General features: G+C 44.4%; 17 protein-coding genes, 5 tRNA genes and 1 riboswitch. Of the genes, 1 reads left to right on the top strand and 21 read right to left on the bottom strand.

What is annotated here, in order from left to right; all coding sequences use genetic code 11:
* Window positions 1–243 precede the first annotated feature (243 nt).
* The 7 genes from rpoC to GB993_RS01830 form a co-directional block, all read right to left on the bottom strand.
* On the bottom strand, window positions 244–3900 hold the full coding sequence (rpoC, locus tag GB993_RS01860; protein ID WP_017262641.1) for a DNA-directed RNA polymerase subunit beta': 3657 nt from the start codon (window positions 3898–3900) through the stop codon (window positions 244–246).
* Window positions 3901–3941: 41 nt separating this feature from the next.
* Window positions 3942–7583 (bottom strand): DNA-directed RNA polymerase subunit beta, encoded by a 3642-nt coding sequence (gene rpoB / locus GB993_RS01855; RefSeq protein ID WP_161002879.1) that lies wholly within the window; start codon window positions 7581–7583, stop codon window positions 3942–3944.
* 256 nt (window positions 7584–7839) lie between these two features.
* Window positions 7840–8430, bottom strand: coding sequence for a TetR/AcrR family transcriptional regulator (locus GB993_RS01850; protein WP_161002878.1), 591 nt, complete (start codon window positions 8428–8430; stop codon window positions 7840–7842).
* Window positions 8431–8637: 207 nt separating this feature from the next.
* Complete coding sequence (locus GB993_RS01845; RefSeq protein ID WP_161002877.1) at window positions 8638–11136, bottom strand: ATP-dependent Clp protease ATP-binding subunit; 2499 nt, start codon at window positions 11134–11136, stop codon at window positions 8638–8640.
* A 75-nt stretch (window positions 11137–11211) separates the two neighbouring features.
* Window positions 11212–11685, bottom strand: coding sequence for a CtsR family transcriptional regulator (locus GB993_RS01840; RefSeq protein ID WP_017262637.1), 474 nt, complete (start codon window positions 11683–11685; stop codon window positions 11212–11214).
* Between the two features lie 116 nt (window positions 11686–11801).
* Window positions 11802–12461, bottom strand: a complete 660-nt coding sequence (gene tenA, locus GB993_RS01835; RefSeq protein ID WP_161002876.1) for a thiaminase II — start codon at window positions 12459–12461, stop codon at window positions 11802–11804.
* Between the two features lie 249 nt (window positions 12462–12710).
* The gene (locus GB993_RS01830) at window positions 12711–13709 is read right to left on the bottom strand and encodes a D-2-hydroxyacid dehydrogenase (protein WP_161002875.1); all 999 of its coding nucleotides are present in this window, start codon (window positions 13707–13709) and stop codon (window positions 12711–12713) included.
* A gap of 221 nt (window positions 13710–13930) precedes the next feature.
* Between GB993_RS01830 and GB993_RS01825 the strand changes: the two genes are divergently transcribed.
* Window positions 13931–14317: a hypothetical protein gene (locus GB993_RS01825; protein WP_161002874.1), complete on the top strand. Its 387-nt coding sequence runs from the start codon at window positions 13931–13933 to the stop codon at window positions 14315–14317.
* Window positions 14318–14423: 106 nt separating this feature from the next.
* On the opposite strand, the gene GB993_RS01820 is transcribed toward GB993_RS01825, so the two are convergent.
* The 14 genes from GB993_RS01820 to GB993_RS01755 all read right to left on the bottom strand — a co-directional run bounded on the left by GB993_RS01820 (window position 14424) and on the right by GB993_RS01755 (window position 24695).
* The gene (locus tag GB993_RS01820; RefSeq protein WP_161002873.1) at window positions 14424–15341 is read right to left on the bottom strand and encodes an EamA family transporter; all 918 of its coding nucleotides are present in this window, start codon (window positions 15339–15341) and stop codon (window positions 14424–14426) included.
* Between the two features lie 37 nt (window positions 15342–15378).
* Window positions 15379–15768, bottom strand: a complete 390-nt coding sequence (locus tag GB993_RS01815) for a hypothetical protein (RefSeq protein ID WP_161002872.1) — start codon at window positions 15766–15768, stop codon at window positions 15379–15381.
* A gap of 204 nt (window positions 15769–15972) precedes the next feature.
* Window positions 15973–16542: a hypothetical protein gene (locus GB993_RS01810; RefSeq protein WP_161002871.1), complete on the bottom strand. Its 570-nt coding sequence runs from the start codon at window positions 16540–16542 to the stop codon at window positions 15973–15975.
* A gap of 135 nt (window positions 16543–16677) precedes the next feature.
* A complete protein-coding gene (locus GB993_RS01805; RefSeq protein WP_161002870.1) occupies window positions 16678–17634 on the bottom strand; it encodes a DHH family phosphoesterase in 957 nt (318 codons plus the stop codon).
* 230 nt (window positions 17635–17864) lie between these two features.
* A tRNA-Pro gene (locus GB993_RS01800) sits at window positions 17865–17938 on the bottom strand.
* Between the two features lie 45 nt (window positions 17939–17983).
* A tRNA-Arg gene (locus tag GB993_RS01795) sits at window positions 17984–18057 on the bottom strand.
* Between the two features lie 23 nt (window positions 18058–18080).
* Window positions 18081–18152: transfer RNA gene (locus tag GB993_RS01790), tRNA-Gly, on the bottom strand.
* Window positions 18153–18176: 24 nt separating this feature from the next.
* Window positions 18177–18250: transfer RNA gene (locus GB993_RS01785), tRNA-Thr, on the bottom strand.
* A 7-nt stretch (window positions 18251–18257) separates the two neighbouring features.
* Window positions 18258–18339 (bottom strand) — tRNA-Leu (locus GB993_RS01780).
* Window positions 18340–18890: 551 nt separating this feature from the next.
* Window positions 18891–20192, bottom strand: coding sequence for a serine--tRNA ligase (gene serS / locus GB993_RS01775; protein ID WP_161002869.1), 1302 nt, complete (start codon window positions 20190–20192; stop codon window positions 18891–18893).
* A gap of 301 nt (window positions 20193–20493) precedes the next feature.
* Entirely contained in the window at window positions 20494–21141 is a 648-nt protein-coding gene (locus GB993_RS01770) for a deoxynucleoside kinase (protein WP_017262628.1), read from the bottom strand.
* A 360-nt stretch (window positions 21142–21501) separates the two neighbouring features.
* The gene (locus GB993_RS01765; protein WP_161002868.1) at window positions 21502–23112 is read right to left on the bottom strand and encodes an amino acid permease; all 1611 of its coding nucleotides are present in this window, start codon (window positions 23110–23112) and stop codon (window positions 21502–21504) included.
* A 123-nt stretch (window positions 23113–23235) separates the two neighbouring features.
* Window positions 23236–23419: riboswitch (Lysine riboswitch) on the bottom strand.
* Between the two features lie 98 nt (window positions 23420–23517).
* Window positions 23518–24042 (bottom strand): Rrf2 family transcriptional regulator, encoded by a 525-nt coding sequence (locus GB993_RS01760; RefSeq protein WP_161001028.1) that lies wholly within the window; start codon window positions 24040–24042, stop codon window positions 23518–23520.
* A gap of 107 nt (window positions 24043–24149) precedes the next feature.
* Window positions 24150–24695: a GNAT family N-acetyltransferase gene (locus tag GB993_RS01755; RefSeq protein WP_161002867.1), complete on the bottom strand. Its 546-nt coding sequence runs from the start codon at window positions 24693–24695 to the stop codon at window positions 24150–24152.
* Window positions 24696–24768: the final 73 nt, after the last annotated feature.

Here is a 24768-nt window from a genome sequence, read left to right as displayed (position 1 = left end):
AATCTGGCGGTCTTTGTGGCGGATTTACACCACAGGACGGTCGGTAAGACGTGGTTTGCGGCTTAACAGCGAGGTGAAAGACTCCGGTTTTCAGGAGGCTTAAACCGGTCCCACGGCGACATTCAGTTTTGACAACCACAAGCGTCAGCTTAAAAAAAACTATGTAAAAAGGCCTGCCAGACAAATTGTCCGGCAGACCTTTTTCACGATTCAAGAATCATTAATTACACGGATAGCAACCAATTACTTAGTGCTTGTGTTCTTAGCATCCTCTTCACGCATTTTCTTTTCTAAGTCACTGATGGAGTAAACGCCCTCGGTACCAGTTACTTCAGCTTCTTTAGGCTGAATCTTCCGGTAATCTGGCATCCCAGTACCAGCTGGAATGATCTTCCCGATAATAACATTTTCCTTCAACCCAACAAGTGGGTCGTTCTTTCCACGGATAGCGGCGTCGGTAAGAACCCGCGTTGTTTCCTGGAACGAAGCAGCAGACAAGAAACTGTTTGTTTCCAAAGCAGCCTTAGTAATACCTAAGATCACTGGACGACTGGTTGCAGGAATACCACCAGCAACCAATGTCTTCGTGTTAGCATCCTTAAAGTCAGCAATGTCCATCAATGTTCCTGGCAACATATCAGTGTCACCTGGATCCATGACACGGACTTTCCGCATCATCTGACGAACCATGATTTCAATATGCTTGTCGGCAATACCAACACCTTGCATCCGGTAAACACGTTGAACTTCACGTAACAGGTAGTTTTCAGTTGACAGAACGTCACGAACCTTCAGCAATTCCTTAGGATCAATTGACCCTTCGTTCAATGCTGAACCACGGTGGATAAAGTCACCTTCAGCAACACGCATCCGCGCACGTAATGGTAACGTGTATGAACGTGTCTCGGCTTCACCCTTAACCGTAACTTCTTTCGTCCGTTCAGCTGGATTTTCTTCGATTGAGACAATTGTCCCAGTCACTTCAGTAATCTCAGCTTTACCTTTAGGGTTCCGAGCTTCAACAATTTCCTGAACACGAGGAAGCCCTTGGGTAATATCGTCACCGGCAACACCACCAGTATGGAAGTTACGCATAGTCAATTGAGTACCAGGTTCACCGATTGATTGAGCAGCAACAGTACCAACTGCTTCACCAACTTCAACGCGGTCACCAGTGGCCATGTTACGACCGTAACAACGTTCACAAACACCATGTTTCGTGTTGCAAGTGAAAGCTGAACGAATCACAACTTCTGTTACGCCAGCATCAACGATGGATTGAGCAACATCTTCATCGATCATCTGGTTAGCCTTAACTAAGGTTTCACCAGTCTTAGGATGTTTAACTGACTTCATTGCATAACGACCAAGAATCCGTTCGTACAAGGATTCGATCATTTCATTACCGTTAGTAATGGCATGAATCGTCAAACCACGGTCAGTACCACAGTCCTTTTCACGAATGATAACATCTTGCGCAACATCAACCAGACGACGAGTCAAGTAACCAGAGTTGGCAGTCTTCAAAGCCGTATCAGTCATACCTTTACGGGCACCATGAGTAGAAATAAACATTTCCAACACAGAGAGACCTTCACGGAAGTTTGAAACGATTGGCAATTCCATTGTTTGACCGTTAGGCGCAGCCATCAAACCACGCATCCCGGCTAACTGGGTAAAGTTTGAAATGTTACCACGAGCACCGGAATCACTCATCATAAAGATTGGGTTATTCCACTCCATGGAGTCAACCAGTTGTTCTTGAATGTCATCCTTAGCAGTGTTCCAAACGTCAATAACACGTTGATAACGTTCGTCATCAGTAATTAAACCACGACGGAACTGCTTAGAAATCGTAGCAACTTGCTTACGTGCATCAGCAACGACGTCATTCTTCGTCTTCAATGTTGAGATATCAGCAATCCCAACCGTCAAACCAGAGTTAGTAGATTCGTAGTAACCCAAATCCTTCATCCGGTCCAACAGCAGTGAAGTAGCTGTTACCTTGTAACGCTTGTAGACTTCAGCAATGATATCAGCCAAGAAGCCCTTCTTGAATGGATCATTCAACGGTTGATTACTCAACACAGACTTCAAGTCAGTACCAGGTTCCAAGAAGAACCGGTCATCAATACCGTCTGTCAAGTTGTCACTCGTTGGTTCGTTCAAGTATGGGAATTCGTCAGGCAAAATAGCGTTAAAAATCATCTTCCCAACAGTCGTAATCAAGATGCGACTCTTTTGTTCATCAGTAAATGGCTTAGTTGGCATTGATGAAGTTTGCACACCAACACGGCTGTGTAAGTGAACATAACCATTTTGGTAGGCCACGCGGGCTTCATTCAGATCTTTAAAGATCATGCCTTCGCCTTCACGACCAGCTTCTTCAGTAGTCAGGTAGTAGTTACCGATAACCATATCCTGAGAAGGTGTAACCACTGGACGACCATTGGCAGGTGCCAAGATGTGTCCGGCAGCCAGCATCAGCAAACGTGCTTCAGCTTGTGCTTCGTCTGACAGCGGAACGTGGATGGCCATTTGGTCACCATCGAAGTCGGCGTTATAAGCTTCACACACAAGTGGGTGCACACGCATCGCTTTACCAGAAACAAGTACTGGTTCAAATGCCTGAATCCCAAGACGGTGCAAAGTAGGGGCCCGGTTCAACAGAACTGGGTGTTCCTTGATAACATCTTCAAGAACATCGTAAACATCGTTATCCTGACGATCGATCTTACGACGGGCATTCTTGATGTTAGAAGCAAGGTCGCGCTTAACCAACTCTTTCATGATGAATGGCTTGAAGAGTTCCATGGCCATTGGCACAGGTAGCCCCATTTGGTTCATCTTCAAAGTTGGACCAACATCGATAACAGAACGGCCAGAGTAGTCAACACGTTTACCAAGTAAGTTTTGACGGAACCGTCCTTGCTTACCTTTCAACATGTGAGACAGTGACTTCAACGGACGGTTACCAGGACCGGCAACAGGACGACCACGACGACCGTTATCAATTAACGCGTCAACAGCTTCCTGCAACATCCGTTTTTCGTTTTGCACGATGATACCAGGTGCATTCAAGTCTAACAATCGCTTCAAACGGTTGTTACGGTTGATAACACGACGGTACAAGTCGTTCAAGTCAGAAGTGGCAAAACGACCACCTTCCAATTGAACCATTGGCCGTAAGTCCGGTGGAATAACCGGAACAACATCCATAACCATCCAGTCAGGACGGTTACCGGATTGAATGAAGGCTTCCAAGATGTCTAGACGACGAACGGCACGAGTCCGTTTTTGACCAGATGCATCCTTTAACTCTTCCTTCAATTCGCTGGCTTCTTTATCCAAGTCAACAGCTGCCAGCAACTTACGAATTGCTTCGGCACCCATTTCGGCTTGGAATTCGTTACCATACTGGGCTTTCTTTTCACGGTATTCACGTTCAGATAACAACTGTTTGCGTTCCAAAGGTGTGTTGCCTGATTCCAACACAACGTATGAAGCAAAGTAGATGATTTCTTCAAGTGCCCGTGGGCTCATGTCAAGAACCAAACCCATACGGCTAGGAATACCCTTGAAGTACCAAATGTGAGTAACAGGAGCAGCTAATTCAATATGCCCCATCCGTTCACGGCGAACCTTAGAACGAGTAACTTCAACACCACAACGGTCACAAACCACACCCTTGTAGCGAATCCGTTTGTACTTACCACACGCACATTCCCAGTCTTTTGTTGGTCCAAAAATCCGTTCATCGAACAAGCCATCACGTTCAGGCTTTAATGTCCGATAATTGATGGTCTCAGGCTTCTTAACTTCACCATATGACCAGCTGCGGATTTTGTCGGGCGACGCAAGCCCAATCTGCATGCTTTCAAATTTGTTGACATCAATCAAAGGATTGACCTCCTTATTAGTTTCAATGGTGACGGTTCACACTACTCGTTTGTGGTGTTTCCTGACTCATTAGCCGGTGTAGTTGCTGGCTGTTCAGGAGTTGAAGCTGAGTTCGTGTTTGCACTAGCATCGTCTGACTTATCGTCAACCGGATGTTCAGCAGCGTACTTACTCAATGCATCAACATTCACAACGTCATCTTCATCATCGTCCATGTCACGCAGTTCAATTTCTTGTTTGTTATTGTCAAGAACCTTCATGTCCAAACCAAGCGCTTGTAATTCCTTGACCAACACACGGAAGGATTCAGGAACACCGGGCTTCGGAATTGGATCGCCCTTAACGATGGCTTCATAAGTCTTAACACGGCCAACCACGTCATCTGACTTGTAGGTCAGGATTTCTTGCAACGTGTAAGCAGCACCGTAAGCTTCCAAAGCCCAAACTTCCATTTCACCGAAACGCTGACCACCAAATTGCGCTTTACCACCAAGTGGCTGTTGCGTAACCAGTGAGTAAGGTCCGATGGAACGTGCGTGAATCTTGTCGTCGACCATGTGGGCCAACTTCAGGTAGTGCATAACACCAACGGCAATTCTGTTGTCGAATGGTTCACCAGTACGGCCATCGTACAGAACGTACTTGGCATCAGCTGGCATACCAGCTTCTTGAACGGCATCCCAGATATCCTTATCCTGCGCACCATCGAAGACAGGCGTAGCAACGTGGATACCTAATTTACGAGCAGCCATTCCTAAATGCAGTTCCAGCACTTGACCAATGTTCATACGGGAAGGCACACCCATTGGTGAAAGCATAATGTCAATTGGTGTCCCATCAGGCATGTAAGGCATGTCCTCTTCAGGAATAACAATTGAAACAGTCCCCTTGTTACCATGACGGCCGGACATCTTGTCACCGACCTGAATCTTACGCTTCTGGGCGATGTAGACACGAACCATCATGTTAACACCAGGTGATAATTCATCCCCGTTTTCACGAGTGAAGATCTTAACATCCTGGATAATACCGCCACCACCATGTGGAACATGGAGTGAAGTATCACGAACTTCACGGGCTTTTTCACCAAAGATAGCATGTAGCAAACGTTCTTCAGCAGATAATTCTGTCACACCCTTAGGTGTAACCTTACCAACCAAAATGTCACCGTCATGAACTTCAGCACCAATCCGGATAATTCCTTGTTCATCAAGATCCTTCAAGGAATCTTCACCAACGTTAGGAATTTCACGGGTCATTTCTTCCGGTCCAAGTTTGGTGTCACGTGCTTCTGATTCGTATTCTTCAATATGAATCGAAGTGTAAACATCATCCTTAACCAACCGTTCGGAAATCGCAATGGCATCTTCGAAGTTGTAACCGTTCCAAGTCATAAAGGCGATCAATGGGTTTTGCCCAAGAGCAAGTTCCCCACCTTCCATGGAAGGACCATCAGCCAAAATTTCGTCGGCATCAACCTTGTCGCCAACCTTAACGATTGGACGTTGGTTGTAGTTCTTACCACCGTTTGAACGACGGAACTTCATTAACTTGTACGTGTCCAAAGTGCTGTCTTCACGACGAACGCGAATCTGCGTAGCATCAACGAATTCAACAGTTCCGGCAGCCTTACTGATTAAAGCAACACCAGAGTCATGGGCAGCCTTATATTCAATCCCAGTACCAACAAGTGGTGCATGAGGATCCAACAAAGGAACAGCCTGACGTTGCATGTTGGCACCCATCAGAGCACGGTTAGAATCATCGTTTTCCAAGAATGGAATACATGCGGTCGCAACGGCAACTACTTGCTTAGGCGAAACGTCCATGTAGTCGACGTTGTCGATGGAAGTTTCAATGTTTTCATCTTTTGAACGAGCCAAAACCGTGTCGTCAACAAACGAACCATCGTCATTCAATGGTGAGTTAGCCTGGGCAATAACAAAGTTATCTTCTTCATCGGCAGTTAAGTAGTCGATTCGGTCAGTAACCTTGTGGTTGTCCCATGAAACACGACGGTATGGTGTTTCAATAAAGCCATAACGGTTAACCTTCGCATAACTAGACAATGAGTTGATCAACCCAATGTTTGGTCCTTCAGGTGTTTCAATTGGACACATCCGACCATAGTGAGTGTAGTGAACATCCCGGACTTCATATCCGGCACGGTCACGCGTCAAGCCACCAGGTCCAAGAGCAGACAGACGACGCTTATGCGTTAATTCGCCAAGTGGGTTCGTCTGATCCATGAATTGTGACAGTTGTGAACTACCAAAGAATTCTTTGATTGAAGCAACAACTGGACGAATGTTAATTAATTGTTGTGGCGTTACTGTGGCGGAGTCCTGAATGGACATCCGTTCACGAACAACACGTTCCATCCGTGATAAACCAATCCGGAATTGGTTCTGCAGTAATTCACCCACAGAACGAATCCGACGGTTACCCAAGTGATCGATATCATCAGTTGAACCAATACCTTCTTGCAAGTTGAAGAAGTAGTTGATGGAAGCGATGATGTCAGCAGGCTGAATGGTGTGGTTCTTTAAGTCGATATGACCGTTACCAATCATGTTCACAACTTGTTCAGGATCTTTCTTAGAGAAGACCTTGATCATTTGAACATTCATTGGTTCCGTCACAACAGCTTCATCAGAAGGTGTGAACGTTACCGACTTGAAGTCTTCCTGATCCAGATATGGTGCCAACTTAGCCATAACGGTCTTGTCGATCACAGTACCCTTTTCAGCAATGATTTCACCTGAGTCAGGGTCAGCCAGCGTTTCCGCTAACGTCAAACCTAACAAACGGGTGTGCAAGTCTAACTTCTTGTTTAATTTGTAACGACCAACTGGTGCAGTGTCGTAACGTTTTGGATCGAAGAAGCGCGCCGTCAGCAGGCTCCGTGAAGAGTCGGCTGTCTTAGGTTCACCAGGCCGTAACCGTTCGTAAATATCCTTCAAGGATTCTTCGACACGTGAGTCATCGGAATTCTTGTGAATATCCTTTTCCAAGGTCGACATGATGCCGTCGCTATCACCCAAGATTGAGATGATCTCGTCGTCAGAGCCATAACCCAAAGCACGAACTAATTCGGTCATTGGAATCTTACGAGTCCGGTCAATCCGAACGTAAGAGATTTCTTTAGCATCCGTTTCGTATTCCAACCAAGCACCACGGTTAGGAATGACAGTTGCGCCGTAAACTTCACGACCATTCTTGTCTTCGTCTTCCGTGTAGTACACACCAGGAGAACGAACCAATTGAGAAACGATAACCCGTTCAGCACCATTGATAATGAACGTCCCCTGATCAGTCATCAGTGGGAAGTCACCAAAGAACACGTCTTGACTCTTGATTTCACCAGTTTCGTGGTTGGTCAAACGTAAAGTAACGTGCAGTGGTGCAGAATAGTTGGCATCGTGTTCACGTGCTTCATCCACGGTGTACTTTGGTTCGAGTAACTGGTAGTCAACGAATTCCAATGATAAGTTTCCTTGGAAATCATCGATTGGCATGATGTCGTCGAACATGTCACGCAAGCCCTCGTCCAGGAACCATTGATAAGAGTCCGTTTGGATTTCAATCAGGTTCGGTAAATCAAGAACTTCCTTGATTCGTGCGTAACTTCTGCGGGTACGGTGTTTGCCGTATTTAACTAAATGCCCTGCCAAGTTCTTCACTCCTTCGAAATGATTTTCCAGTGAATAAGTCCTCGTTTTAGTGTTACAGTTTCATTACAAATGACCTGTAACCCTGTTTTTGGGCATAAAAAAGGCAAAAGCACCATTTCTTTTAAAGTTTAAATGAAAGCTGCTTTTGCTTCTCTATAAAGGCCTTGACGGACAATAGATCGCCAAGACGATTTTTATTCACAGTGATATACGATTAATAATATACTCGGTTTTGCTAAATGTGTCAACGAGAAACGCTCAACTTTTATTTTTCTGCCACACCAAACAAAATGAGGCGTAGCAGCACTTGAATGTGCTCACGCTGACTCAAGTTTGCGCCACCCAGTTGGTGAAACTTAGCAAACAGTGGTGCCAAACTGGTGAGGTAAAAATTGGCAGCCGTTGCCGGATCAACCCCGTCACGTAAAGCCACTTTATCAGACTTAAAAAAGCGCATGATGGGTTGCAAATAATCCTGTGCAAACAATCGACCAAGCCGAGCCTGATTCTCAGGACGCAGATATTGAAAGCTACCATGAATCAAGCTAAAGGCGTCACGAGGATGAATAGCGACCATTGCTGCTGACATGTCTGTCAGGATTTCAAGTCCATCCCCTTTGTTAGCATCTAAAATTTGATTCATGTTTGCTGCTAACTCACCACCAACAGTTTCGATCACCTGCACAAAAATCAGTTCTTTGTCGGCAAAGTGATGGTACAGTGCCGGTTGAGTAATGCCTGCTGCTGTCGCAATGTCACGCGTGGATGTGTCCGCATAGCCTTTTATTAAAAATTGTTCGCGAGCTGCCTCCAAGATTTTTTCTCGAGTGGCAGCCAGCTGCGCCTCACGACTCATATTTTCACCTCATCGAGCCGTTCGTCAACAACTACGCACGACTTCGTCTTTCCCTAATCTCCACCAGTGTGCCTGTTCTCCGCATAAAATGCAATTTTTACAGACATGTTTAGAGCACAAAAACGCTCATCAAGTTTTCCAACTCGACAAACGTTTTTAAAATAGTTCAATAGCCGCTCACTAGCAATTATCAATTAGCAACTAAGACTACTTAGAACCAACTGTCGGTTTCTTGGCAGGTTGTTCCTTAGTTGTAACCGTAATCTTACCAGCCTTAGCGCCAACTGTAACAGCGTCATTTGTCTTTATTTGGCCAGCAATCAATGCCTCACTCAGCTGATCTTCAACCTGAGTCTGTAATGCGCGTCGAATTGGACGAGCCCCATACTCAGGATCAAAGCCAGCATCTGCGACAACATCAATGGCAGCTGGCGTAATTTTAACTTTAATGCCCTGTTCGGCGATTCGTGCCAACACATTGCCGGCCATAATCTTCACGATTTCGTGTAATTCTGGCTTCGTCAATGAGTGGAAGACCACTGTTTCATCAATTCGGTTCAAGAATTCTGGACGGAACGTTTGACGTAGGGCTTGTCGAATCTTGTCTGACATTGCAGCATAGTTGTCTGTCGCGCTAGTTGCACCGAAACCAACTTCTTTATCGTCACGAACGGCTGTGGCCCCCAAGTTAGAGGTCATGATCAAAATCGTGTTACGGAAGTCAACCTTGCGGCCCTTAGAATCGGTTAAGAAACCATCATCAAGAACTTGTAACAATAGGTTAAAGACTTCAGTATCAGCCTTTTCAGCTTCATCCAAGAGGACAACTGAGTATGGTTTGTTACGGACTTGTTCGGTCAATTGACCACCTTCATCATAACCGACGTAACCAGGCGCAGCACCGATCAAACGACTTGAGCTAAAGCGTTCTTGATATTCAGACATATCCACACGAATCATGTTATCTTCTGAACCGAACATCGCTTCAGCTAACGCTTTGGCGAGTTCCGTCTTCCCGACCCCAGTTGGTCCAAGGAACATGAACGAGCCAATTGGACGGTTAGGATCTTTCAAACCGGAACGAGCACGACGAATGGCACGAGAAACGGCTGAAATAGCTTCGTCTTGGCCAACCACACGTTTGTGAAGCACCTTTTCAAGGTTCAGCAAACGTGCTTCTTCATTCTTCTGTAACTGCGTTAACGGAACACCAGTCCACTCGGAAACAACTTCAGCCACGTCTTCTTCGCCGACTTTTAGTTCATAATGCGGCTGACCGGACAACGCTTCGTTATCTTGATCGTCCATCATCTTGTCGACACGTTTGCGCAAAGCCATTTCCTTTTCACGCAATGCGGCAGCACCATCGAAATCTTGGTTTTCAATCGCATCTTCCTTCTGTTGACGCAAGTCGTCCAACTTGTCTTCCTGTTTAGCCAACTTGGTCTTGTGACCAGACGCATCAATGCGAACTTTAGCTGCTGCTTCATCCATTAAATCAATTGCCTTATCAGGTAGGAAGCGTTCCGTAATGTACCGAGAGGACAGCTTAACCGCTGCTTCAACTGCATCATCAGTGATTTCAACTTGGTGATGTTCCTCATAACGGCTCTTCAAACCCTTTAAGATTTCCGTTGCTTCGTCTTCCGTTGGTTCGTCAACCTGAACGGTGGCAAACCGACGTTCCAGAGCAGCGTCTGACTCAATATACTTTTGGTATTCGTTAAGCGTAGTCGCTCCAATAGTTTGAAGTTCGCCACGAGCCAACGCTGGCTTTAAAATGTTGGAAGCATCAATCGCGCCTTCAGCACCACCGGCCCCAATCAACGTGTGCAGTTCATCAATGAACAGCACAACATGACCATCGTTGTAAATTTCTTCAATGACCTTCTTCAAACGGTCTTCAAATTCACCACGATATTTAGTTCCGGCAACCAGTGATCCCATGTCCAACATCATCAATCGTTTGTCGGCCAAATCGTCAGGCACATCACCAGCGACGATCTTCTGGGCTAATCCTTCAGCAATCGCTGTTTTACCAACCCCAGGTTCACCAATCAAAACAGGGTTATTCTTGGTCCGACGACTGAGAATTTGGATCACCCGTTTGACCTCTTTTGCACGACCGACCACCGGATCCATTTGCTTGTCAGCAGCTAAGGCCGTCAAATCACGCGCTAATGAATCAAGCGTTGGTGTGCCTTCTTGCTTATTTGCGTTGTTGGTCGCTTTTGCCATCTGTTGACGCCGACGCGGTGTGTCAGCGACACCTAGCTTACGCAAAATCACTTTACGTGTTTGTGCTAAATCAAGATTTAGTGTCATCAGAATACGCGATGACAGGATACTCTCATCAGACAACAACGCTAAGAGCAAATGTTCAGTCCCAATTTTAGTGGAGCCCAAACGTTTTGCTTCATCCCCGGCCAACGTCAAAATGTCCTTAGCCTTTGGAGAATATGGTAAATACGTATCCTTATCAGCGTTCGTCAGCGTACCGTAACCAGTAAAACGTTCGATTTCTTCACGGACGTCCTCTTCTGTCACGCTAAATTGCTGCAGGACTTTGTTAGCAATCCCATTTTGTTCAATGGTCAGGGCCAGCAATAAGTGTTCAGTACCCACAGCTTGGTGTTTAAAATACTTCGCTTGTTCCTGTGCTAATACCAATACATCTTTAGCACTAGGTGTGAATAAATTGTCCATCTTCTGTCCTGCCTTTCATTAATGCAGGCCTTAATTAACCCCTGCAAATCGTCGTTAAATCAATATTAATGAGCATTAGTCTTCAAAACGAAGGCGGTTGAGCACGCCGATTAGAATCCGGGCGCGCAATGTATTTTCAACTTCGCGGTCGGCAACATTGAGTGTATCTTTATCAATTGCCGAAAGAATAATGTTGGCTTCACGTTCCTTTAACACCCCATCATTAAATAGGGAATTAACTATAGCATATGCATCATGTTGATTGATTGAATCACCAACCACATCGTTCAGTAAATTATCCAACACATCGGCGTCAGCCAGTAAGTTGACCTTTTCAATACGAATATAACCACCGCCACCACGCTTACTTTCAACGATATACCCGTTTTGAATGGTAAACCGTGTCTTAATGACGTAGTTAATCTGAGAAGGAACGACGTTAAACTGGTCGGCAATATCCGAACGTCTAATTTCTACCTGCTCAGCATCCTCCAGGATTCCCTTCAGATACTTTTCGATGACATCCGAAATATTTGTTGGTCCTTCCATCATCGCTCACCCCAATCTTTGACTAATATTGACTATATTATACGAAGATTGACGACGATTGCAATTAAAAAGTTTTTTAGTTCACTAGTAGCAACGTCAGTGCGCTACATTAAACCTTATTGCCAATCTTGGTGATCCAAAGCCATCTGCCAAAAATCACGTTCATAATAGGTACTCCGTGAAAAAGCTTTGGCCATTGCATCACGACCCGTTGCATCTGTTTGACGGGCAACTTGATCTGTTAATTTAATTTGCTTCGCTACTGGTCCCGTATAGTCATCAGACTGATAACTGTCAATCCACGCTTGAAAAATTGGGACTGGTGAGGTGACTCCTTGTAGTGACGCACCAACATCTGCATATAGCCACGCACATGGCAACAATCCGGCAATGGCTGCCGGTGCACCAGCCTGTGTTAGTGTGCGATACATATGTGACGTGTAAGCATATGTCGTCGGCGCAATTGGTGTATCGACCTCATCTTTTTGAGAGATGCCTAATTCTCTAAAGAACGTCTTGCGCGTTGCAATTTCACCATCATGCAGACTATTCGCCAACTCCTGCAATAACGTCTTGACTGCCTGGTCCTGACTTGCATCCGCCGCTAATTCATGAATTCGAGCAAAGTCACGTAAATAATAATGATCCTGAATTAAATAATAACGAAATGTTGGCAACGTCATGCTGCCGTCACTTAATTTTTTTATAAACGGATGATGAATGCTCTCCTGCCACACCGTTTGATTTTGCTGATAAACTTGCTGACTAAAATCCATCACAATGACTCCTTGTCTTCCATACTGTATCGATTCCTACCGACAGTCCCACAACAGCAGACTCAATCTATCAAGACCATTATCCTCTTGCAGACTGAAACAGTGAACAATTACATGAGTTTAATGAAGGGTTCACCGCAACATTCATCTTTGAACGATTGTTTGCAAAGTCAAAAAACAACACGCCCAATTTATTATTGAGCGTGTTGCTTATGTTTCTATCGTCTAATAAAACATCAGACTCATTATCTAGTTAAAGGCCACTACGTTGTCAGCCTTACCAGTTTCAATCAATTGTTTGTTGTTGTTCAAAGCAAATTGAACCATGTTCCGAACAGCAGTGGTGGTATAGAAAGCGATGTGAGGACTTACCAAAACGTTTTCGCGTTTCATCAAGTTCTTCAAACGATCGTCAGGAATAGCATCAAAGCTACCGAAGTCTGTGTTGAAAATACCAACTTCGTTTTCGTAAACATCTAGTGCAGCACCAGCAACTTTGCCACTGTCCAAAGCCTTGATCAAGTCATCAGTATCAACCAGATCACCACGGGCAGGGTTCAAGATGTAGACACCATCCTTCATCTTGTTAAAGGCGTCAGCATTTAACATATGCATGTTTTCCTTCGTTGCAGGAGCATGAAGGGAAATAACATCTGCTTGCTTGTATAATTCATCCAAAGAATCAACGTAGATGCCTTCCTTTTCCAATTCAGGATTGTGGAAAACATCGTAGGCAACGATTTTAGCACCAAAGCCACGGTAGATTTGGATGGCAGCACGGCCAATCCGACCAGTAGCAATAACACCAACCGTTAAGCTGTTTAATTCAGTTGCAATATCTGGAGCCCACTTTAAGTCACCTTTGGCCTGACGGTGCTCGTACTGGGTCGTGTGACGAAGTAACCGCATCAATTCAGTAACCGTAAATTCAGCAATTGCTGCTGGTGAATAGGCAGGAACGTTGGTAACCTTGATGTCGTTACGTTTAACAGCATCAGCGTCAACGTTATCAACACCGACGTTACGTAATGACAGGTTCTTAACTCCCAATTCTGCCAAACGATCCAAAACTGAGGCCGTGTAAGGCTTTTGTTGGTAAACAACTGCCCCGTCAAAGCCCTTTGCCTGACCAACTGTGTCGTCAGTCAACAAATCCTTAACGATTTTAACCTCAATATTTTGATCCTTGGACCATTCTTCTACATATGGACGTTCGTCATCGCGAATGCCGTAAGCAATAATTTTCAATGCAGACACCTCCATGTATATTTAAACTACATCATTAGTATAGCATTAAAAACCGCGTAGTGGCGGCGTTTTCAGGCTTGTGAACCTCACTTTTTGAAAGTAATTTTCATTAATTGTTGGTATCAGTGGCTTCAATCCATTTTTTATTTTACGATATTATAAGTTTGTTACCTATATCACAACTAAACGCGTTAGAATATAGGTGAAATGAAGGTGATCAAATGCAACAGCTATCTGTTCCCCAACTTGCCGCTTTAAAGCAAGAATTGCGAACACAAAATCTGCAACAGCGATTTATCATCATCCATCTACGTGATCAGCAACACGGCGCCTTTTACCTCATTACCGATTATCAATGCGTCATCGCTCTCAAAACTAAACATAAGCACGTGCAAATTGATATTGTCCAAGACATTGTGCCCATCACCAATCGACTAGCCTACTGGGCCGTTGCCCAACAAGCCTTTACTGCTAGACCATGGGATCTTGCACTGCAGCAACAGCTGCTCCAGTGCACTAACGCTGTTTTGCAGGAAAATCATCATCCTTCCAATACCGATTTCCCATGGAACACGTCAGATACATTTGATCATCCAGTTGAGCAATAATCTCAACACACGCCTGCTATTCAAAAATAACGCCAAAACACGTCAACGAACTCTCTTTGAGAATCCATTGACGTGTTTATTTGAATTTATATCTATGAATGAACATTCAGTCCTCCTCACGCTTAGGTGCATGGTAACTGATAGAGAGCATCACCACTGCTAGAATAATCAATCCACCGCCAAGTGCATCAGACCAAGTAAAGACCGTGTGCAGCACTAAAATTGAAATGACCGTTGCTGCCAGCGGTTCAAAGGCATCCATTAAGCTTGCTGTTGTCGGAGTGATGTATAGCAAACTGACTGAATACATGACAAACGCGATCAATGTACCAAATAGTACGACAGCGCCAATCGACAAAACCGTCTTCGGTGTCAGTGTCGGCACGCCAACCCACATTGGTTGAATAAAGTTCATGGCGACCCCACCAATCAGTAAGCCCCAGCCATTTACGTTGACTGAGCCAAACGTCGGTAGCAATGGCCGCGGCAATAGTGTACTGGTTGCTACTGCAACCGCCGACATGAGCCCCCAGAACAATAATGCTGGTGAAACGGCTAAATGCGTAATGTGACCATGAGTAACGACAAAAAAAGCGCCCAGCAATGCCAACACCATCCCAATAGTTTCTGAACGTGATGGTAATTGGTGATGAAAAATCACGTAATACACCGTGATTACAATTGGCCCTAAGAACTGCAAGATAGTTGCAATCGCAGCATTGCCATAATGGACTGCTAAAAAATAAAAGTATTGGATAGGAATTAATCCCACCAATCCAAAAATAATTTGTTGTCCGGCCGTCTTCCATGACCGCCAAACAGCAAAAATATCTTGATGTCGAACAACGTTGAATAAAAGAAGCAAAAGGCCAGCCAGTGTCATCCGAATTGTCGTCAGCCATGCAGGGGTAACGATGTTGTTTTCAAACAACGTTTGGGCAATCACGCCTGAGACACCCCACAGCATTGAACCGCCACTGGCTAACAAGATTCCCGTTAAAATATGTCCATTACGTGTTTCCACAATTTCTCCCCCAACGACTGGTCATTGGGCATAGAAATTAAGCATCCCAATGGCGATTCTTCAGTCGGTTATGACGTTCGTACACAACTGAATACCAAACAATACCGGCAATAATTTCAAGTAGTGCAATGAGACCAACGAAATACCGGACTAACCCCGCTTCAGCGAAAAGTGCCACCAGTAGCACAAATAGTCCGAATACTACGGCTAAGGCAACCGTAATCGATAAAATGAAGCGACCAATACGCTGGTTTCGTTTGTACCAGCCAATGCCAAAGGCCACGCTATAAACTGCAACAGCTAGCCACCACCGCCATAAACTAGCGACTGTAATGTAGTGAATGGCCGGCCAAATCGTCAATAAAATCACACACAAGATCATCAGTAACCAAACAGCAACAGTTGCACGTTTCGCCTTCTGATTCATTCTGACCATCCCCTTTTTGAACATACTGACTTATTATAACCATGAATTAACAGTTAACACAAAGCGAGTAGCTCACGAGTGCACGGAACATTCCCCGTCGTCCACATGAAAGAGCCATGATATCAATCACATCGATTGCCGATGACTAATTAATAACACAGCTCGTCTAGTTGAAACTTTTTTACATTTACCAACTCAATGACATTAAATTTGTCGCGGATCATTAGCGGGTTCAATCTGGCCGTGCAAATGAAGACGGTGATCATGCTGACGATGATTTACACGTCGGCTCTCTGCTAACTTTGCTTGGCTTTTCGCACTTGCTAACTGACTAATTACTGTTAGTAGCTGATCGTTAGATAATTCTGCTAACTGGTGAGCAGTCGCAATTGTGGCTGAATCCCATTGTTGGACTGAGTGGCCAGCCTCTTCATCCAAGACAATTTCCATTAACAATCCAATATTACTAAATAGATGGCTGTGCGCCGTTTTTTCGGCATGATCAAACCAAGCTAACACGTCTTCGCCATCACCTGTCAATACTTGGCGCCGATACGGTAATTTCATCAGACATTGCAAAAACTCTGAATTATCCAATTGACTAACCGCCTGGGCCGCCGCCAAGTCTTCAACAGCTGGCACCACCCCTTCGCCGGTCATAATTCCATCTAAGTATGCTAAGTGACGAATCAAACGAAAATGACGACGATCCTTTCGTTTGACCGTCAGCCACTCATCAAAAACGGTTACCGCATGTTCATGTTTAATATCCACAGCCATCACTTCCTAGGACGCTTTAATCCTAAAGTAACATGGCATCAATTTTCGACCAACTAATCAGTTCCTAAATATACAGCTATCAAGAAAATGATTATTATAAATTATTAGTATTCTTAACAAGGCAACCGCTTAATGCGTTTGTTGCCATTGCTGCATCAGCTTGCTCAAAGACGCAATCATGTCGTCAACTTCCTGTTGATCTGCAGCATTCGCTCCACTAGCTAAATCGTGACCACCACCATGATGTGCCTTCGCCAATTCGTTTACTGCTGGTCCTTTGGAACGTAAGTGAACTCGGTAACTACCGTCAGGATTCTCCACAAATAATAACCAAGCCCGAACATCAGCCAAGCGACCGGGAGTCGACACTAGTGGCTGAACCTCACTGGCTGCCAATGAAAGAGAAGCCAACTGAGCCTGTGATATCACATAATGTGCGGCACCAAAGTCGTCAATTTCAATATTAGCCAAGACACCCCCCATCAAATGACCGAGACCACGACTCAACTCATTTTCGTGACGCCCCACTTCAGCAGCGTCAATCCCGGTTGCCAACAATTCACTGGCAACGGCGAAAGTGTGTGCACTAGTAGCCGGATACAAGAACCGACCTGTGTCGCCCACTATTCCTGCATAAAACAGCAATGCCGCATCACGTGTCAAACTAAGCGTTTCTTGATGTGCATCAATAAAATCGACAATTAATTCCGAGGTACTGGATGCGTCCGACAACACCCATGATAAGTCACCATAATTATCATCATTAGGATGGTGGTCAATTTTAACGAGTTGTCGGCCTTGATCGAACCGGTCATCGTCGATGCGCTCGGTATTGGCCGTATCAACGGTAATCACTAACGCATCCGCGTATTGATCATCCGAAACGGTGTCTGACTGGCCTAACCAACCAAGATCATCCGGAATCGTTCCAACCGCAAATATCTGCTTACCCGGAAAGGCGTGCTGTAAAGTCAGTTTTAGACCAAACTGAGATCCTAATGCGTCTGGATCAGGTCGCTGATGACGATGGATGATAATTGTCTTCGCCTGTTCAATGGCGTTAAAAATTGCTGTTGTGTCACTCATAATAACTGAACTCCCTCTAATTACCGATATCCTGCAATAATTATTGCAATTGCCAACACGGCTGAATGATTAATTTTCAAATGTTCAATCTGTCTATAAGTTCATCATGCCATATTTTTCGCAACTTGACGACTAAAACGATAGCTTGTTTTACGTTGTAGCCAACAATAACAGTCAAAAAAACAGCCGCTAGTCAACATTGACTAACGACTGTTCGTTTTAAACAATGATCGGGACAACAAGATTTGAACTTGCGACCCCTGCGTCCCGAACGCAGTGCTCTACCAAGCTGAGCTATGTCCCGATAAATAAAATAACCGCCGCCAGCACCTGGCAGCGGTCATCATGATGCACCCAGTAGGAGTCGAACCTACAACCTTCTGATTCGTAGTCAGACACTCTATCCAGTTGCGCTATGGGTGCATTCTCATAACAGCGTTATGAAAAGCGGAAGACGGGATTCGAACCCGCGACCCCCACCATGGCAAGGTGATGTTCTACCACTGAACTACTTCCGCATAACAATAAAACAAATGGAACCATGCCGACTAGAGGATTCGAACCTCCGACCCCCGCTTTACTAGAGCGGTGCTCTGACCAACTGAGCTAAGTCGGCAACATGATGCGGATGAGAGGACTCGAACCTCCATGTCAAAAGACACTAGAACCTAAATCTAGCGCGTCTGCCAATTCCGCCACATCCGCAGCATCTGATTCTGTTCCCTCATCAGACAACTATTAGATAATATCATTTACGCTCAAAAACTGTCAACACTGTTCCGCATTTTTCTTCAATTTTTGCCATTTATTTTTCATTAACCGTGGTTAACTATAGTTCTTACTGTTCAAATTCTGTTTGAAGAAAACTTCCACGTTCGATTGTAAGGGTTGAAATCATTGTGGAACCAGTTCAAACCCCAAAACCGGTCTTTCACTTCGACTTGAAGCCTTAAAGAACAAGTCTTCAAGCTCGTTCGTGTTATAGATTCGGCAACCCCCACCGAATTTACAACACCTTCACTATAGATTTCAATCCTGACACTCTTCCGCTCACATTGCACTGGCAAGTTAACCAACGAAGTTAATAGCGGCGTTACGTGAACACAATCCAGAATCGCCAAGATTAAGCCAATTAAAACTTCTCAAAAACACTCAGTTCAACCAACGAACCAATAATAACACTAATAAAAAACGAATCATGTTGGCCACCATAATGGTAGTCATCACATGATTCGTTTGTTTAAATTGCAGATCAATTAGTCTTCAACGTGCTTTGCGTGGGCGTTTTCTTTAGTAATCTTAGTCACACCATGCATGTAGGGAACCAGCACATCCGGAATGGTAACCGATCCATCTTCATTTTGATAATTTTCCAAAATAGCTGCGACCGTCCGACCAACAGCTAAACCGGAACCGTTCAACGTGTGGACCAAGTGAACTTTACCATCCGCATCACGGTAACGAATTTGTGCTCGACGTGCCTGGAAGTCTTCACAGTTAGAACAACTGGAAATTTCACGGTACGTTTCTTGATGTGGAATCCAAACTTCAAGGTCATGCGTTTCAGCTGCTGTGAAGCTCATGTCACCTGTTGCTAAAGTAATGACGTGATATGGCAAGCCTAATTTTTGCAGAATATTTTCAGCGTTCCCAGTCATCTTTTCCAATTCTTTGTATGACTCTTCTGGCTTAACGTACTTAACCATTTCAACCTTGTTGAATTGATGCATCCGAATTAAACCACGAGTGTCACGACCAGCAGAACCTGCTTCAGAACGGAAACTTGGTGTCAAAGCAGTCACATAAACAGGTAGTTGTGCCTCATCCAGCACTTCGTCGCGGTAGTAGTTCGTCAACGGTACTTCAGCAGTTGGAATTAACGTCAAATCCTGGTCCTGAATCTGGAAAACATCTTCCTTGAACTTAGGAAATTGACCTGTGCCATACATCGATGCTCCATTTACCATGTAAGGTGGAATAACTTCTTCGTATCCCTCTTCTTCATGTTGATCCAACATGAAGTTGTAAACGGCACGTTCTAGTTTAGCGCCCATGCCCATGTAGTAAACAAATCGGGCACCGGAAACCTTAGCGGCCCGTTTGAAATCTAGAATTCCTAAAGCCTCACCAATATCCCAGTGTGCCTTCGGTTCAAAATCAAAGTGAGGAATAGCGCCCACTTTACGGTCTTCACGAGAATAATTTTCGTCCGGGCCGACAGGATCTGAATCGTGTGGGAAGTTTGGTAAACGGGCCATCTTATCGTTGAACTCGTCCAATACCTCAGCCAATTTGGTGTCTAACGTCTTGATATCAGCACCGACTTCGCGCATTTCGGCAATCTGTTTATCGGCGTCTTCATGATTTCTTTTGGCAACGCTGATGGCATCCGAAACCGTGTTCCGTTTAGCTTTTAACTGTTCCGTCTGTTTGAGTAAATCTCGACGCTGTTCATCCAAAGCGATTACGTCGTCAATCTGCTCAGGCTTAATCGCTCGCGTTGCCAACTTTTCCTTAGCTTCATCTGGATTATTACGAATCCGTTTAATGTCTAGCATCTAACTACCTCCATTTTTTTCACAAAAAAACGCCACTCGTCCCATCACAATTGGGACGAATGACGTGAATTCGCGGTACCACCCAAGTTCACCATTGCTGGTGCTCTCGAACATCATAACGACTTTCGCCGTGCGGGATTAACCGCCCACTTAAAACGTTGCTGGAATGATTGCGATCCGGTTCTCATCAACCACCGGCTCTCTTAATCGCAATACTAAATGCAACTGTGTTTAATATCTGTTTATGTCTATGGACAGCTTATAGCAACTAAAAGACTTGTGCAACCCTTATTAACCCAAATTAAGCAGTCGCCAATTGAAGTGTGCTCAATTTTGCATCAATTTGTGCAAGAACGGCATTTGCTGCATCTGGATCTTCAACAAAGTCATACTTATCACCATCGATGCGCATTTTAGGACCATGATCATAATTGTTGTACCAAGCTGTGTAACGATCGTTCAATTGTTTGTAGTATTCGTACAATGAAGGATCGTTATCAATTTGTTCGTATTCACGACCACGTTTTTGAATTCTTTGTAACATGGTATCAAATGAAATGTCGATGTGGATCAAAAGATCAGGGTTCTTTTCATGCGGTGCATCCGGCAATTCCTGCATCATGTTCTCTAATAAGGAATCATAGATATCAACTTCTGTTTCCGTCGAACGACCTAGGTCGGCATTCAAGTGGAAAAGCAATGAATCTTCATAAATTGAACGATCCATAACACTTTCATCATCGGCAAAAGAAGCCTTGATAGAATCCATTCGCTTATTTAAAAAGTAAATTTGAAGCAAAAAAGCGTACTTTTTTGGATCCTTGTAAAATAATGGCAGAATTGGATTATCTTCCACTGATTCATAAAAGGCCTGTGTGTGTAAGTGACTTGCCAATAAATCAGTTAAGCTCGTTTTTCCTGCACCAATCGTTCCTGCTAAAACAATCATGTCTTTATCTCCCCTGATCTCTATCAACCGCACCACAATGCGTGGTCAACCGTGACAGAACGTGTTTATCCTTTAACTACCTACATATTGTATCACGCTCGGAGAATCTCGCCATATATTGTAGCTTACAAATTAAAACGTAATCTTTCTGTCATAACCAAATGGACAACCTTATTTTTTATCAAAACTAGCTATACTAACAAAGATAGCCTTTTCATATTGTGCCCGACCAAAATTAAATATATTTATTTGATGACATTTAGCTTTGAATATAATAAAAACTCGCCGGTACAAATTTTTGTATTCGTACCAAGCGAGTTATATTTTGTTTCACATTTAATTCAATTTGAAATCAATCAATTATTTAATCGAATCATTTTTAGGTGCTACCGGTTCGTCATTCGTCAAATCGTGAGCTGCTGACGTTGCGCTTGCGGTTTTTTTGCCCGTTTGTGCAACCGTCTCAACTGTTGCGCTACTTTCAATATCACCTGAGGCAGCTGAAGCATCAGCAGCCGTGTAACTTTCACCATTTGTTTTTGGCGTCAAGTCAACCTTGTCCAGTGGAATGATATGAGTCCGGTGACGAATCTTGTAATAACCCCACAGGATCAGGAACAGCGGCACACTCATGTATGTTACCAAGATAGCTTGCAAATCGAGTTGTGCAAACGACTTCAAGTTTTGACCAACAATGACGACGACCCCCAGCACAAACGCCAAAATGGGACCAAATGGGAACCACTTTGCATGGTAACGGAGTTCGCTTAACTGATGTCCCTGCTTAAGGAAGGCACGACGGAAACGGTAATGGCTAATCGCAATCCCCAACCAAGCAATGAATCCTGTCAAGCCAGAAGCGGCAACTAGGTACATGTATAACTTTGGCCCAAAGATACTGGTCAAGAACGTTAATAATCCGATAACTGTGGTTCCAACCAACGAAGCCATAGGAATTCCGCGCTTGTTCGTCTTACCAAAGAAGCTTGGTGCGTAGCCTTCGTTTGCTAAGGAATACAACATCCGAGTGGAAGCATACATCCCTGAGTTAGCTGATGAAATAACAGACGTTAGGATAACCGCATTCATCACACTAGCGGCCGCAGCTAACCCTGCCCGACGGAAGACCAACGTAAATGGACTGATGGCAATGTCCGTGGCACTTGAACCCAACAGATCCTTACTTGTATAAGGAATGATGCAGGCAATAACAAAGATTGCCAAAATGTAGAATAACAGAATCCGCCAGAACACTTGGCGAATCGCCTTGGGAATACTCTTTTCAGGTGTTTCACTTTCACCAGCTTCAATCCCAATTAATTCAGTCCCTTGGAATGAGAAACCAGCTACAACGAACACGGAGAGCAATGCTGGCACACCGCCAACAAATGGCGCCTTTTTATAAGTCAAGTTTGAAAAACCAGTTGCGTGACCGCCCATGATACCAAAAATCGTTAAGGTCCCAATGACTAAGAAAATCAGAACTGTGACCACCTTGATAATGGACATCCAGTATTCTGTTTCACCAAACGAACGAACCGATAATGCATTGATAGTAAAAATAATTGCTAATGCGATCATGCTAAAAATCCATGCCGGTACGTTTGGTAACCAAAATTGCATAACTAAGGCCGCCGTCGAAACATCCACGGCTAACGTAATCGCCCAGTTAAACCAGTAATTCCACCCCATCGCAAATCCTAATGCGGGATCCACGAACTTAGTCGAATATGCCGCAAATGAACCAGTCAGTGGCATGTATGTTGCCATCTCACCCAAGCTGGTCATTAAGAAGTAGACCATAATTCCAATTGCCACATAAGCAACCAAAGCACCGCCAGGGCCAGCTGCTGAAATTGCGGAACCGGATGCAACGAACAACCCTGTTCCAATACTGCCACCTAACGCGATCATTGATAAATGTCGCGTCTTCAATTCGCGGCGAACCGCGCGATTCTCATTTTCTGCCATATCGAGTTCCTCCCATTTTCTAAAGAGAAGCACTTGATGTAATCTGAATAAATAAAAGGCCGGTTTGTTTATCATGCACAAAGACACGCTAAACAAACCGACCGTCAAATTCATCCTGGTCAATCGTTAGATAGCGCTCCGTGGCGTTTTTATTTACCACGACAGTTCGTTGATTATTCACCAACGTCCCAACAAGATACTGATACAGCAGTAGCTCATTTCGGCGACGCACCCTTTAACCAAGCGTTACAGAACCTGTACGTTCTCAACTTGGCGACTCATGATTGTCGCAACCTCTTCATTCGATATAACCAGAGTATAAAAAGAAGCCCCGCAAATTGCAAGGCTTTTAGCAAAAGTGAAAGCGTATTCATGAAATCAATCAGCTATTTACCCGAGAAAACGCTAATTTTCTCCATGGATAAGTGCCTTTAGCTTGGCAGTGAAATTCGGATAGTTCACCGTACTTTCATTCCAATCAACAGTCGGGATAATTTGTGACTGAAAAATATGGACCAAAATCCGATGAACCGACGTTTCTTGTAACACATGTTTATACTGCTCGTCTGCGGCAACAAAAATATCTGTCAACACCTGTGTGCCACGGTTAGCCAGTGGTTCAACATCATCGAACACCCGATCAATCAAGCCATTATTGGGATATGTTTGAATATCGCCCTCTGTCGCTACCACCGCATCCCAAACAGTAATTTGACGTGAATTACGCCCCAACGTAAATCCACCCTGATTACCAGACACGGATCTAACTAGACCAGCAACGACCAATTTGCGAATGATTTTTCGCATATAAGTTTGTGAGCCACCCAATCTAGTGTGAATGACTTCAGATGTGATGGGTACGTTCGTATCTTGGGTTGCGAGTAACGCTAAAATACATGCGGCTTGCTCAAAGCCCCTCGTTAATTGCATAATTTCTTCCTAACCTAATTATCACGATAGAGATAACTTACCACTGCCATCATAGCATACCAAACAGTAATGATAAACGTAACTCAACCATTAACATCGACCACATTTTACTGATTCAATGCAAAATCATTTGGTGTTAACCGAAAAAAACGCTCTGTTTTCCCTGGTGCAAAAAAATCAGTTGCCGAATGCTGAATCTCATGATCAAATTGAAAACCAAACCGCTCAAAAATACGCGCCGAGCGTTCATTGTCTGAAAAATAAGATCCCCACACTGCTTGTAACCCTTGGTCAAAGCCATAAGTTAGGACCGCCATCACCGCCTCAGGCATATAGCCGTGACCCCAAAAATTTTCGTTAAGCATGTAGCCAATGTCCCGTTCACCGTGCACCAATGCGCCATCATGTCCTGTTCTGCCGTAGAGTCCAACGGTACCAATAATTTGGCCCTCTTCCTGACGGGTAACGCCCCAAATCCAGCGTTGCCCCAATGTTTGACGCATCAAAAAACGTGCTTCAAATTCATTATGAACCGGCTGAAAACCTGCTGGCATCGCAACACGCGGATTTCCAACAATTTGAGTAAAAGCCGATAAATCAGATTCTCGAATACTTCGTAGCTCTAAACGTGCCGTTTTTAATGGTATTGCCATCCTCATTACCTTCCAATCAATTTTGCCGTTACATCATGAATTAGTTGCACTCCGTCATCATTGGGCTCTATCA

The organism is Furfurilactobacillus milii (assembly GCF_009864005.1).
Taxonomy (GTDB): domain Bacteria; phylum Bacillota; class Bacilli; order Lactobacillales; family Lactobacillaceae; genus Furfurilactobacillus; species Furfurilactobacillus rossiae_B.
The sequence above is the reverse complement of the archived record's forward strand: the minus strand, read 5'-3'. Positions and strand labels throughout refer to the sequence as shown.